Genomic DNA, 14,208 nt, shown 5'->3' on the forward strand with positions numbered 1-14,208 from the left:
CCACTACGTTCCGTTGCAGACTTTTGCAGCAAGCCTCCAGAAACTTGCGGCGAGTCCCGCCGGCGACGACGCCGGACGGTCCGTGGCCGCGACGTCGCGGCCCGTCGAGAAGAGAGAAAGATGCGACGAAGCAGATTCGCGAGACCACGTCTCCTCGCCTCGGTGGTGGCAGTGAGCCTCGCTGTGCCCCTCCTCGGGGCGAGCCTCGTCTCGGCGGTCCCCGCCGCGACGACGACCGTCTACTACCCAGCCAAGGCCGCCTGGTCGCAGACGTACATCCACTACGGCGTCGACGGCCAGGGGTGGACTGCGCTCCCCGGCGTCGTGATGGCCGACGCGTGCACCGGCTGGAAGTCCCAGCAGATCGACCTCGGCTCGGCCGCGGGTGCCCAGGTGACCTTCACCAACGGTGCGGGCGCGTGGGACAACAACGGCGGCAGGAACTACCGCACGGAAGGGGGCACGGTCGTCTGGAAGGACGGCGCGCTCACCCCGGGCGCGAACCCCTGCGACACCGGCAACGAGCCCACGTCGTCGGCCACCATCTACTACAAGACCGCCTGGACCACGCCGAAGATCCACTACCGCGTCGGCACGGGCGCATGGACGAACGCCCCCGGCATCGCGATGACGCTCGCGTGCGACGGCTGGTACAAGCACCAGATCCCGCTCGGCACCGCCTCCGGCGGCATGCTCGTCCTCAACGACGGCTCCGGGCGCTGGGACAACAACGGCGGCAAGGACTACGCGTACTCCGGTGGCGTCCAGATCATCAAGGACGGCGCGATCGCGGCCGGGACCAACCCCTGCGGTCCCGAGCCCACCGACGAGCCCACCGACGAGCCCACCGACGAGCCCACCGACCCCGAGACGACCCCGCCCCCCGCGGCGAGCGCGAAGATCTTCTACAGCTCGACGTGGTCGGCGCCGAAGATCCACTACCGCGTCGCCACGGGCGCCTGGACCGCCGTCCCCGGCGTCGACATGACGCCCGCGTGCCCCGGCTGGTTCGTCAAGGACATCGCCCTCGGCACCGCGACCGGCGGCACCGCCGTGTTCAACGACGGCTCCGGCCGCTGGGACAACAACGGCGGCAAGGACTACACGTACGGCGCCGGCGTGAACCTCGTGCGCGACGGCCGCATCGCCGCCGGCACCGACCCGTGCGAGGACGTCCCGCCGCCCGTCGAGGACACGACCGCACCCTCGGTCCCCGCAGGTGTCGTCGCGACCGCCGACGGCACGCGCACGACCGTCTCGTGGCGTGCGTCGACCGACGACGTCGAGGTCGCGGGCTACCGCGTCGTGCGCACCGGCGGCGCCGGCACTGTGACGCGCGACGTCTCCGCCCTCACGGCGACGGACACGGGGCTCCTCCCTGAGACCCGGTACAGCTACACCGTCGCGGCGTTCGACGCGGCGGGCAACGTCTCCGCCGCGAGCGCTGCCGTCGCCGTCACCACGGGCAGGACGCCCGACAAGCCCCGCGGCGGCACGCCGCTCGGCGGCGACCCGCGCGAGGACTCGATCTACTTCGTCATGACCGCACGGTTCAACGACGGCGACGTGACGAACAACCGTGGAGGCTCCCAGCACGTGAGCTCCGGCAACGCCGCGAACGACGACCCCATGTTCCGGGGCGACTTCAAGGGCCTCGTCGACAAGCTCGACTACATCAAGGGCCTCGGCTTCTCCGCGATCTGGATCACCCCGGTCGTCCTCAACCGCTCCGACTACGACTTCCACGGCTACCACGGCTGGGACTTCTACCGGGTCGACCCGCGCCTCGAGTCCCAGGGTGCGAGCTACCAGGAGCTCATCGACGCCGCCCACGCCAAGGGCATCAAGATCTACCAGGACGTCGTCTACAACCACTCCTCGCGCTGGGGAGCCAAGGGCCTGTTCACGCCCACCGTGTGGGGCGACTCGAGCGGGGAATGGAGCTGGTTCTACTCGAAGAAGGAGGCCGGCCGCGAGTACGACCCCATGGTCGAGAACCAGGGCGACGACCCGACGCTCACGGCTGCGCAGAACCTCCTCGCGAAGGGCCGCTCCTACAACGGCGACCTGTGGTCCTCGACCGCACCGCTCGGCACGACGTGCAAGGGCTTCGGTCAGCCGACCGGCAAGTTCTCCAAGGAGGGCTTCGCGCTCCGTGAGTGCCAGTGGCCCTCGCCGACCGCCGGCATGTTCCCCGCGAAGAACTTCCACCAGTGCTGGATCGGCAACTGGGAGGGGAAGGACGCGCAGGACTGCTGGATCCACGAGGACCTCGCGGACTTCAACACGGAGGACGCCGAGACCCGCCAGTACCTCATCGACGCCTACAACGGGTACATCGACATGGGTGTCGACGGCTTCCGCATCGACACCGCGGTCCACATCCCGCGCGTCATGTGGAACCGCTACTTCCTCCCGGCGATCCAGGAACACGCCACCTCGGTCCACGGGGAGAAGGGCAAGGACTTCTACGTCTTCGGCGAGGTCGCCCAGTTCGTCCACGACAAGTGGAACCGCGGCTCGGTCAACCACTCCGCGCCGTTCTACACGTGGAAGGAGCGCAAGGAGTACGCGCTCGACGACGTCGTCGCGGCCGCCGAGCAGTTCGCGTGGGAGAACCTCCAGGGTCCGGCCGGCCAGCCCACGTCGACCAACGCGGTCCTCGCGGGCGCCGACGGCAACACGTACCACACGCCGGACCACTCGAAGTTCTCGGGCATGAACGTCATCGACATGCGCATGCACATGAACTTCGGCGACGCAGGCTCGGCGTTCTGGAACGGCATGGACTCCGACGACGCCTACAACGACGCGACGTACAACACGGTCTACGTCGACTCGCACGACTACGGGCCCAACAAGTCGAACGTCCGTTATGACGGGGGGACCGACGCATGGGCGGAGAACATGTCGCTCATGTGGACGTTCCGCGGGATCCCGACGCTCTACTACGGCTCGGAGATCGAGTTCCAGGCGGGCAAGCAGATCGACTGCGGCCCGAGCTGCGCGCTCGCCACGACCGGTCGCGCGTACTTCGGTGACCACCTCGCGGGCTCGGTCGTCGCCTCGGACTTCGGCGTCGTCTCGTCGTCGTCCGGAGCGGTCGCACAGACGCTCGAGAAGCCGCTCGTCAAGCACGTCCAGCGGCTCAACCGCATCCGGCGTGCGGTCCCCGCGCTCCAGAAGGGGCAGTACTCGACGAAGAACGTCGACGGCGGCATCGCGTACAAGCGCCGCTACACGGCCGCGGGGGTCGACAGCTTCGTGCTCGTCGCCGTCTCGGAGTCCGCGACGTTCCGGTCCGTGCCCAACGGCACGTACGTCGACGCCGTGACGGGCGACCGCAAGGTCGTGACGAACGGGACGCTCACCGCGAGCGTCTCGGGCAAGGGCAACATGCGCGCCTACGTCCTCGACACGGCGACCACGCCCGCCCCGGGCAAGGTCGGCGAGGCGGGGCCGTACCTCAAGTAGGGTCCGGCACGTCAGCGTGAGAGGACGCCGTCGTCCGCGGTCAGCCGCGGACGACGGCGTCCCCGCCTCGGCTTCCAGGTGCGTCATGGGACGTACTAGTGTGAGGCACTCAATGCTCGCGCGTCTGCATCCGCGCGCCGAGCGCCGTCGACTCGGATGCGTCAGCAGGGGACAACATGCCACGCAAGACGTGGGGCGCCGTGTGCGCCTTCGCACTCACGCTCACAGGGATTCCCGCGGTCACGGCCGCGGCGTCGCCGAGCCCCGTGGACGACCTCGTCGTCCGCGGCACGCTCGTGGCGACGCTCGGCTCAGGACGGGACGCCTCCGGCCGCCCCGTCGAGACGACAGGGCTCGGCATCCGGACGGAGGCAGGGTCCGTCGTGCGCCTCGACGCCGACGCCTCGGCCGCCGCGCTCACCAAGGCGCGCGCCGGCGACACCGTGAGGGCCGTCGTCGACGTCCCCGCGGACGTCCCCGTCGCCGCGCTGCGCGGCTCGCGCCCGGACGCACCTGCGGGTGCGCTTACGCGTGCCGGAGAGCTCAAGGCACGGAGCATCAACGTCCTGCAGGCCGCGCCCGTCGCGGCTGCGCCCCGCGCCGGGGCGCACTCCGCCTACCTCGTACGCGTCGACGACGCAGCGGCGACGGGCGAGTTCACCCTCGCCGAGGGTCGTGCCGCTGTCTCGCGGGGGAGCGCCTACTGGACGCGCGAGACCGGGAAGATCGTCAACGGGCTGACCGTCCGGGGCGAGGCGACGCTCACGACGAGCAACGTCTGCGCCGAGCTCGCGAACGGCGACTACTTCAAGGTCTGGGAGCGCGCGCAGAAGCTCTTCCCGGGCGTTGACGCGTCACGCACAGCCCGCACGCACCTCATCGTCATGGTGCCGCGCTCGTGCTACGACGACGGGTCGATCGGCTGGACCGGCCTCGCGACGATCGGCGAGAAGGGCCTCACGTCCGGGGGGCTCGTCTTCCTCGCGGCGGACGACGCCCACACGGTGTCCCACGAGCTCGGGCACAACTTCGGGCTCGGGCACTCCAACCTCGAGATCGGGAATGCGGACGGGCCGCTCGAGTACCTCGGCATCCACTCCGTCATGGGAGCCTCCTTCAGCGAGGGCACGACGACCTACGCGCCACCCGTGCTCGACCCGGCGTTCCGCGCGGTTCTCGACATCCTGCCCGGTGCCTCCATCACGGCGGGGAACCCCGGCGTCGACACCCGCGTGCGTGCAGTGTCCGGCAAGTCTCCCCTGAGCCTGAGGTTCGTCGACCAGGCGGGCCGCACGATGTATCTCGAGCTGCGCGACGGCGGGGGCAACGACGCCGGCGCGTACTACGCCTCGCCGTGGGCGATCGACCCCGCCTACGACCTCGGCAGGGGAGTGCGCTTCTCGACGATCGTCCGCGATTCCCGTGGGGTCCCGACGCTCGTCACGCTCGGCGGCTCGAGCGACGGCGTCGCGTGGGCGACGGTCCACGCGGGTGAGTCGGTCAGGAGCTCGAGCCTCGGTCGGACGGTCGCGGTGCGATCCATCTCCAGCGGGACCGCAGTCGTCGGGTTCTCGACGCCGGCGGAGTCCCGCGCGACGATGTCGAAGATCTCCGTGCGTTACGGCCGCAGCACGAAGGTGTCGGTCAAGGTGGCGGGGGAGACGAAACCGCAGGGTGTCGTCCAGTTCTACGTCGGCACGAAGCGTGTCGCCACTGCGAAGGTGTCGTCGAGCGGGCGCGCCACGGCGACCCTGCCCGCGAGCGTGCGCCCTGGCAAGCGAACGGTCACTGCGCGGTACAGCGGTGACGTCATGCTCGCGGGATCGCGTGCGAAGCGCACCGTCAAGGTGGCCAAGGGGCTTCCGTCGATGAAGGTGACGAAGGCGTCGAAGGTCCGCAAGGGCTCGAAGGCGACGCTGACGGTCCGCGTCGGTACGGTCGCGGGGACGCGACCGTACGGCACGGTCCGTGCGAAGGTCGGCAAGAAGTACGTGTCCAAGAGCGCCAAGATCGTCCGCTCGGGCAAGTACTGGGTCGCGAAGGTCCGCACGAGCAAGCTGCCGCGCGGCAAGGTCGCGCTCGTCTACACCCCGGCCAAGTCGACCTCGAAGCTCCTCACGACGAGGAGGGTCTCCTCGGGCTACACGGCTCGCTGACCACTGGCCAGGTCGCGCGGGCCCGGGTCTCCGGGTCCGCGCGGCGTGTCGCGGCGACACGCCGCGGCGCTCCCATCAAGGGGGTGGGGGAAGGTAGCGCGGCGAACCGGACTCGCATACCGTATCGGACGTCTCTGGTCCTGTTCTGCTCATCCCTGAGGGAGCCCCATGCGCCGTCCGAGAGCCGCTCTGCTGTCCTCGGCGCTCGCCCTCGCGCTCGCCGCAACGCTGGGGCCCGCAGCGGCGGTCGCGGCAGCGCCCGCCGCTCCGCAGGCGGCCGGGGTGAGCGCCGCCGTCCACACCGAGGTGACGACGCGCGTCGCCGATGCCCTCCGTGCGGGGGCCGGCCGCACGTCCGCCGACGGCATCGCCGTCGTCACCGATGACGACGGCGCCTTCGTCTCGTGGACGGCACCCGCCGGTGACCGGCTCACCGACGCCCGCACCGAGTTCCGGCTCCCGGACGGACGTGTCGTCCAGCCGACCGTCACGGGACGCACCTACGGCGCGCGCGTCCTCGGCGCGCCCGACCTCAAGGCTCGCGACGTCGCCGTCGTCCGCGGCAGCAACGTCCTCGCCGGACGTGCCGACGCCGTGACTGCACCCGTCGCCCCGTCGGCCCCGACCACGCTCCCGTCGCGGCCGACGAAGCTCGTGTCGAAGGACCCCGGAACCCCGGGCCGCTACAAGACGCGCGCCTTCACCTACTCGTCGAGCGGCATGACGGTTCCCGGCTACGACGCCGCCGTCGAGACCCGTGCCCACGTCGTCATGCCGCGCGACGCCAAGGGCACCCGTCCCGTCGTCGTCCTCCTCCACGGTCGCCACTCCGTCTGCTACCAGGGCGACGAGATCGTCGACGGCTGGCCGTGCCCCGAGGGATCGCGCTCGATCCCCAGCTACCTCGGCTACCGCGACCAGCAGAACCTCCTCGCGTCCCAGGGCTACGTCACCGTGTCGATCTCGGCGAACGGCATCAACGCGCAGGACCACGGCGAGAACGACGGCGGCGCAGGCACGCGCGCCGACCTCGTGCGCCGGCACCTCACGCTCCTGTCGCAGTGGAACCGCGGCACGAAGGGGCCACGCGGCACCGAGAAGCTCAAGGGCAAGCTCAAGCTGTCGCGCGTCGTCACCGTCGGGCACTCCCGCGGCGGCGAGGGCGTGAGCCGCGCCGCGATCAAGTCCCGTGCGGGCGACCCGTTCCGTATCGTCGGACAGGTCCTCGTCGCGCCAACCGACTTCGCGACCCAGGTCGCCATCGGCATCCCGACGACCGTGCTGCTGCCGTCGTGCGACGGCGACGTCTCCGACCTCCAAGGACAGGCCTACGTCGACCGCGGTGTCGGCATCGCGTCGGGCGACCACGCGCTGCGGTCGTCCGTCCTCGTCCTCGGCGCGAACCACAACTACTTCAACTCAGAGTGGACCCCCGGCGTGTCCCAGGCACCGTCGTGGGACGACGGCGAGGGGGTGTCGACCTCGTGCGGGCCGAAGGCCGCGGGTCGCCTCACGGCGAAGCAGCAGCGTGCGGTCGGTGCGACCTACGTCGCAGCGGCGGTCAAGGCGTACGTCGCACGTGACGCGTCGGCGCGCAGCCTCCTCGACGGCTCGCCCGTCCGAGCGCGCTCGGCAGGCTCGGCGACCGTGCTCAGCCACGCGGTCGGCGGACGCCGCACCGCAGTGCTCACCGCCGACCGCCAGCCCAAGGTCTCGGTCCGTGGCAAGGCGGCCGCGAGGTCGTGCTCGCTCGTGCCCCGGTCCGCGGACGCGGTCACCTGCTTCGGGGACGAGCTCTCGCCGCACGGTGCCGGTCTCATGGGCATGAGCTCCCTCCCGCTCGACCCTGCGCTCGCCGTCGGGTGGACCGCGAAGGGCGCGCGCGTGAGGCTCACCGGACTGCCGAGCCTCAGCCACCGGAAGTGGCTGACGATGCGCGTCGTCGTGCCCCCGCAGAGGACCACGCCGTCGTTCGACCTCGTCCTCACCGACACGGCCGGCCGCAGCGCGACCGTCAAGGCCGAGCACGCACCCAGCCGCATGCCCGCCGTCGCGAACCTCGCGTCCCGCTGGGCGCAGGAGGTCCGCTTCCGCCTCCCGGCGCGCTCGAAGGTCGACACGTCGAAGCTCGCCCGCGTCGATCTCAAGGCACGGAGCGCGTCCGGCATGCTCGTCGTCCTCGACGCCTACGGCGTCTCGAGCGGGCAGCGTCGCTCGTCCGCGTCCGTGCGTACCGTCGCCCGGGTCTCCGTGCCGACGACGACGAGGATCACGTCGGCGGACGCTGCGACGCAGCTTGTGCGGATCCCGGTGACGGGTACGCGGACGAGGTCCGCACGGGTCTGGGTCGAGCACCTCGACCCGCGTACCTGGAGCACGACGGGTTCGTTCCGGACGATCAAGCCCGGCCAGACGTCGCTCGACGTCCGGCTCACCGTGCCCGAGGACGACGCGGTCTCGCTCAACCCCAACGGCTACGACATCGGGTACGTCACCGTCATCGCCGATCGCGGTGCCGTCGTCGACAACCCGACGGGCGCCGTGACCGCGCCCGCGGGGAAGCTGCCGACGCTCGCCGCGATCAGCACCGACGCGACGGCGACGCCCGGCGGAAGCCTGCGCTGGGAGCTGCGCCTCACCGAGCCGACGATCGAGGGCCTGTGGACCACGGCGAGGTTCGCTGCCGTCACCGACGAGCTCGCTGCCGAGCACCTCGTACCGACGTGGCTGCAGGCTCAGGTGGCGGATGCCACCCTGCGAGGCCCGTTGAGCTCGACCGGGGCGGAGCTCGGACTCACGATCGCCTCGGGAGCGACCTCGATGATCGTCGAGGTCCCTGTGCGGCGCACGGCGCAGGTCGCGCCGGCCCGCCAGGTCCGGCTCGTCGTCGACCGGTCGATGCTCGGCCAGCCCGACCTCGTCCTCACGGGCACGGTGACACCCGCACCGTGACCGCCGCACGACGCGGGGCTCACCACCTGCCGGTGGGGAGCCCCGCGTCGTGACCGAGAGCGGCGGTCAGGCGTAGTCCTGCATCCACTTCTGCAGGTCGTCACGCAGGACCGAGCGCAGCGACCCGGCGGAGCCGCGCGAGTACGTGAACACGAGGTGGGGTATCCCGCCGAGGTCCTGGACCTCGAAGAGCTCGGCACGACGTGGGTCGCGGCACGCCGCGACGAAACCCTCGTGGCTCGCGGGGATCGTGATGTAGGCAGCGCCGGGCGTGACCCCCACGTCGGTGAGGTTCTGCCAGTGCTCCGCATACTCACGCGTCGTCGAGTCGCCGAAGAGCTTCGAGTGGCGAGGCTTGTCGAGCTTGTGGGTCCGGCCCTGGGTGTAGGGCACCCAGCCGCCGTCCTCGAGCAGCGCGAGGCGGGGCCCGACCATCCAGCCGCGGAGGCCGGTGTCGGAGTAGCGGGTGACCACGGTCTTCCCCTGCGTGGACTCGCGCGCGACGAGCACGCGTCCCGGCGGCACGGTGCGGCCTATCACCTTGGCGGTGCGCCTGAGCTCGAGCTCGAACTCGTAGAGGAGGTCGGCTCGCACGGACTCGAGCCCTGCCGACCCCGGGTAGACGGAACGGGAGGAGACGTCTTCGGCTCTCATGCCCATACCGTAGGGCCTTTGGGCCTGGAAGCGTAACCACCGTGACCTCTCCGTGATCCCAGTACGATGGTCCGCATGCCACGAACCCCCTCCGCAGCCTTCGAGGACACACCCGAGCAGCCCCAGGACATGGCCGAGGGCACCCCTCCCGTCGTCGAGATGTGGACCGACGGCGCGTGCAAGGGCAATCCCGGCGTCGGGGGCTGGGGCGTCCTCATGCGCTCGGGCGGCCACGAGCGCGAGCTGTGGGGCGGCGAGGCCGCGACGACGAACAACCGCATGGAGCTGCTCGCCGCGGTTGAGGGGCTGCGCGCCCTCAACCGTCGCTGCGCCGTGACGCTCCACGTCGACTCGACGTACGTCATGAAGGGCATAACCCAGTGGATCCACGGGTGGCGGCGCAACGGCTGGCGCACCGCGGACAAGAAGCCCGTGAAGAACGCCGAGCTCTGGCAGCTGCTCGACGCCCAGGTCGCACGGCACGACGTGCGGTGGGCGTGGGTCAAGGGGCACGCGGGAGACCCGGGGAACGAGCGTGCGGACGCGCTCGCCAACCGCGGCGTCGAGGACGTGCGCGCGGGCCGCGTCTGATCCGGGTGCCCGTCAGGCGTCGGCCGCGCCCACCTCGTCGAGCTCGGCGAGGGCCTCGAGGCTCTCGCGCTCGGCCGGGGTGTCCCAGTCGTCGGTCGCGAGCGACGGCGCGATCGCGGCGAGACGCGGGCGCCATGCCGCGCGATGCTCGGGGAAACAACGCTCGAGGACGTCGACCATGGCCCACGCGGCGGTCGAGGCGCCGGGCGATGCCCCGAGAAGGCCCGCGATCGTCCCGTCGGCTCCCGTGACGACGTCCGTGCCGAACTCGAGGCGGCCGCCCTTCTTCGGGTCGCGCTTCATCACCTGGACTCGCTGGCCCGCGGTGATGAGCTCCCAGTCCTCGGGACGCGCCGTCGGCATGAACTGGCGCAGCGAGCGGAACTTCGCGTCGAACGACTTCGTCACCTCGGAGACGAGGTAGGCGGTGAGGTCCATGTTGTCCAGGCCGGCGCCCGCCATCGTCACGATGTTGCCGGGACGGATCGACGTGAAGAGGTCGAGGAGCGAGCCCTGCTTGAGGTACTTCGTCGAGAAGCCCGCGTACGGGCCGAACATCACCGAGGTCTCGCCGTCGACGACGCGCGTGTCGAGGTGGGGCACCGACATCGGCGGTGCGCCGACGTCGGCCTTGCCGTAGACCTTCGCGTGGTGCTGCGCGACGATCACAGGGTTCGTCGTGCGGAGGAACTGGCCCGAGATGGGGAAGCCGCCGTAGCCCTTGATCTCGGGGATCCCCGAGCGCTGCAGGAGCGGCAGCGCGCCGCCGCCCGCGCCGACGAAGACGAAGCGTGCGTTGACGGTGCGGACCGGGTCCTTGGCGTTCCACGACGTGTCGCGGACCTTGACGTCCCACGTGCCGTCCTTGCGGCGGCGGAGGTTCTTCACCTCGTGCTGCGTCGCGAGCGTCGCACCGTGGTCGACGAGGTGACGGAGCATCGACCGCGTGAGCGAGCCGAAGTCGACGTCGGTGCCCGAGGCCGCACGCGTCGCGGCGATCGGCTCGTCGTCTGCACGCTCCGCGACGAGGAGCGGCGCCCACTGCGCAATGACCGCGGGGTCGTCCGAGAACTCGAGGTCGGAGAAGAGCGGGTGCGCGCTGAGTGCGGCATGCCGGCGGCGCAGGTAGTCGACGTTCGCCTCGCCGCGCACGAAGGTCATGTGCGGGGTGCGGCTCATGTAGGTCGAGGCCTCGGGCAGGAGGCCCGCCGAGGTGAGGTGGTGCCAGAACTCGCGGGAGACCTGGAACTGCTCGTTGATCTTCACGGCCTTCGTCGTGTCGATCGAGCCGTCAGGGCGCTCGGGCGTGTAGTTGAGCTCGCACAGCGCCGCGTGCCCCGTCCCCGCGTTGTTCCACGGGTTGGAGGACTCGAGCGCGACCCCGTCGAGGCGCTCGAAGATCTCGATCTTCCACGTCGGCTCGAGCAGCGAGATGAGGGTCCCGAGGGTCGCGCTCATGATCCCGCCGCCGACGAGGACGACGTCCACGTTGTTCTTCTTCGTCCGGTCCACGTTCTCGAGTGTAGGTAGGACGACTGGGACCTGGGTCCCGGATGTTGGGCGGACCGCCGTGAGAAATCCCACTCCGTCCTGTCGCCCACGATCGCTTGACGAGCGGGCGCCGCATGCGCTCGCAGATGGCCCGGCGGGTCCGGAGGGCGGCACAGGTGTGCGCGTCGCCTGCGAACACGCCTAGGCTCGGAACCGCAAGGAGCGGGTCGCGCGGCCACCGTGCGCTCGACCCGCACGGGGCGGACGAGGGGAGGACTCGATGCCCGTCGACGCTCGCCCGCGCGGCCGCCCGGGACGGACACTCCCGCCGACATGGCTGCGCCGCACGCTCGTCGCCGTCGCGATCCTCGCGACGTCGCTCGTCGTCGGCGTCGTCACCGCGCGCGCCGACCTCACGCTCGGACCCCACGAGGCCCGCTACGAGGTGACGACCGACGGGATCGTCACGGTCGACCTCGGGCCGCTCGGCACGATTGAGGTCGACTCGCCCGCACCGCTCGGCATCGGCGTGCGTGCGACCCTCAAGGAGATCCCCGCCGACCTCGAGGCTGTCGGCGACCGCACGACGCTCGAGGCGCTCGACGGCGACCTCACGGCCTACCTGCAGTTCTTCACCGGGCCGCAGGCCACTGTCCGGCACGTCGCGGAGGCACTCGCCGAGGACGCGGCCCGCCGCGCCCTCGCGTGCGCCGGACTGTCCGTCGCCGCGATCCTCGCGCTCGGGCTGCTCCTGGGCAGGCCGCGCCGCACCGAGCTCCTCGCACGGTTCGCGCCGCACACAGTGACGCTCGCGGGCGCCGTCGTGCTCGTGCTCGTCGCGGCGACGGCGTCGAACGGGGCGGCGGCCCGCGCACGGCTCGAGGCGCTCCCGGAGAGCGCGGTCTTCGCCGGGACCTCCTTCGAGGGCGCGAGGATCACGGGGCGGCTCTCAGGTGTCATCGAGGAGTACGGCGGCCAGCTCCTCGACATGTACGAGAAGAACGAGGCGTACTACGCGGCCGTCGTCGCGGACCTCGACCGGGCGTGGCTCGACCGCACCGCGGCCGACGAGCAAGCCGCAGCGCTCTCGCTGCGCGAGGGCGCGCTGCGGGTCGACGCCCACCTGCCGCCGACGCGCCCCGCCGACGACCCGTCGACGACGGCTGGGCAGTCCCCGGACGGCGGCACCGGAACGGTGCCCGCCCCGGCCGCGACGGACCCGAGCACCGACGGGCCGACGCCGGACGCGACGACACCCACGACGGACGCGCCCGAGCCCGAGGACGCCGACGTCGTGACCTTCCTCCAGGTGAGCGACCTCCACTGCAACATCGGCATGGCGCCGGTCATCCGCCGCGCGGCACAGCTCGCGGGCGCCTCAGCGATCCTCGACACCGGCGACACGTCGATCAACGGCACCGCCGTCGAGCGCGTCTGCGTCGAGGCCTTCGTCGACGCCGCGCCGGACGACACCGAGTACGTGCTGACGACCGGCAACCACGACTCCTCCCAGACCGCCGAGCAGGCGCGGGCCGCAGGTGCGACCGTGCCAGGCGGGGACGTCGTCGACGTCGCCGGCGTGCGGATCCTCGGCGACCGCGACGCACGCGAGACCCGCCTCGGTGCGGGAACCGTCCAGGCGGGCGAGGAGGACCCCGACGACCAGGCGGAGCGCCTCGCGACGACAGCGTGCGAGGACGACCCCGACCTCCTCATGATCCACACTCCGCGCGTCGGCACGGCAGCACTAGCGACCGGCTGCGTCCCGCTGCAGATCTCCGGGCACCTGCACCGCCGGATCGGCCCCGTCCGCTCGGGCCTCGGCACGGTCTACGTCTCCGGGACGACCGCGGGCGCGGCCGAGGGCCAGCTGACGATCGGACCGCTCGGCGGGGTCGCGCAGATGACGCTGTGGCGCTTCGACCGGACGAGCCGCACCTGGCTCGACGCGCGCGTCATCGTCGTCACGCCCGACGGCACGGTCGAGGTCGGCGCTGCAGTCCGTGTGCCACGCCCGCTCCCTGTCCCGCCCACGAGCCCGGAACCTGCCCCCGACGCCATGACCTCGCCGTCCGACACACTCGACCTCGGCCGCACGCTGGCGCCGGACGAGACCCCCGAACCCACGTCGACGATGCCGGACCCGGCGCCGTCGGCCACCCGCACCGAGGAGACCCCATGACGGACGCGCATCCCGCCCGGAGTCAGCGCGGACGGCGCGTCGCCGTCGTCGTGACCCTCGTCGTGCTCGCCACGCTCGCGGTGCTCGTCGGGCCCCGGCTCTACGCGTGGTGGGGGAACCGGAGCACGCCGCCACCGCTCGCGGTGACGACGACCGCACCCGCGCCGACGACGGGCCCGCTCGAGGTCGACGGCACGTGGACGCTCGGGCCCGGCACGACCGCGGGGTACCGGGTCGCCGAGGTCCTGCGCGGCGAGGACGTCACGGTCGTCGGCCGCACCGAGGACGTCACGGGCACCGTCACGGTCGAGGACGGCCGCCTCACCGCCGTCGACGCGTCCGTGCAGGTCGCGACGGTCGCCACAGGCGTCGGCCCGCGCGACTCGTTCATGCGGGACCTGCTCGAGGCCGGGACGCAACCGACGGCGACGTTCCGCCTCGGCGCGCCCGTCGCGCTGCCGGACCTCGAGGAGGGCGGCACCGTCGAGGTCCCGGGCACGCTCACGCTGCGCGGGACCGAGCACCCCGTGACGTTCACGCTCGACGTCGTCCGGGACGGCACGGGGCTGAGGGCCGCAGGCTCGGCTCCCGTGACGTTCTCCGACCTCGGGCTCGAGGCGCCGAGCCTCGGCTTCGTCGAGGTCGAGGACGCCGGGACGCTCGAGTTGCTCCTCGTCCTCGGCCGCTGACCTGCCGCGCGGCCGTCGT

At 71.7% G+C, this 14,208-nt stretch carries 8 protein-coding genes; 6 read left to right on the forward strand and 2 right to left on the reverse strand.

Going from position 1 to position 14,208, the window contains the following annotated elements:
- The first annotated feature begins 171 nt into the window (after positions 1–171).
- The 3 genes from IGS67_RS11440 (at position 172) to IGS67_RS11450 (ending at position 8,582) form a co-directional block, all read left to right on the forward strand.
- The gene (locus IGS67_RS11440; protein WP_210767280.1) at positions 172–3,474 is read left to right on the forward strand and encodes a carbohydrate binding domain-containing protein; all 3,303 of its coding nucleotides are present in this window, start codon (positions 172–174) and stop codon (positions 3,472–3,474) included.
- 176 nt (positions 3,475–3,650) lie between these two features.
- Complete coding sequence (locus IGS67_RS11445) at positions 3,651–5,630, forward strand: Ig-like domain repeat protein (protein ID WP_192281089.1); 1,980 nt, start codon at positions 3,651–3,653, stop codon at positions 5,628–5,630.
- Between the two features lie 168 nt (positions 5,631–5,798).
- Positions 5,799–8,582, forward strand: coding sequence for an alpha/beta hydrolase (locus tag IGS67_RS11450; protein WP_192281093.1), 2,784 nt, complete (start codon positions 5,799–5,801; stop codon positions 8,580–8,582).
- 66 nt (positions 8,583–8,648) lie between these two features.
- On the opposite strand, the gene IGS67_RS11455 is transcribed toward IGS67_RS11450, so the two are convergent.
- A complete protein-coding gene (locus IGS67_RS11455; RefSeq protein ID WP_192281096.1) occupies positions 8,649–9,236 on the reverse strand; it encodes a hypothetical protein in 588 nt (195 codons plus the stop codon).
- 159 nt (positions 9,237–9,395) lie between these two features.
- Between IGS67_RS11455 and rnhA the strand changes: the two genes are divergently transcribed.
- Positions 9,396–9,827, forward strand: a complete 432-nt coding sequence (gene rnhA / locus IGS67_RS11460; protein ID WP_192281194.1) for a ribonuclease HI — start codon at positions 9,396–9,398, stop codon at positions 9,825–9,827.
- A 12-nt stretch (positions 9,828–9,839) separates the two neighbouring features.
- Here the strand turns inward: rnhA and mqo are convergent, their stop codons facing one another.
- The gene (gene mqo, locus IGS67_RS11465; protein WP_235978198.1) at positions 9,840–11,285 is read right to left on the reverse strand and encodes a malate dehydrogenase (quinone); all 1,446 of its coding nucleotides are present in this window, start codon (positions 11,283–11,285) and stop codon (positions 9,840–9,842) included.
- 313 nt (positions 11,286–11,598) lie between these two features.
- On the opposite strand from mqo, the gene IGS67_RS11470 reads away from it, so the two are divergent.
- Positions 11,599–13,500: a metallophosphoesterase family protein gene (locus IGS67_RS11470; protein WP_192281103.1), complete on the forward strand. Its 1,902-nt coding sequence runs from the start codon at positions 11,599–11,601 to the stop codon at positions 13,498–13,500.
- Complete coding sequence (locus IGS67_RS11475; RefSeq protein WP_192281106.1) at positions 13,497–14,189, forward strand: YceI family protein; 693 nt, start codon at positions 13,497–13,499, stop codon at positions 14,187–14,189. Before IGS67_RS11470 ends, IGS67_RS11475 begins: the two co-directional genes overlap by 4 nt.
- Positions 14,190–14,208: the final 19 nt, after the last annotated feature.

Origin of the sequence: Flavimobilis rhizosphaerae (genome assembly GCF_014852685.1) — a bacterium.
Lineage (GTDB): Bacteria > Actinomycetota > Actinomycetes > Actinomycetales > Cellulomonadaceae > Flavimobilis > Flavimobilis rhizosphaerae.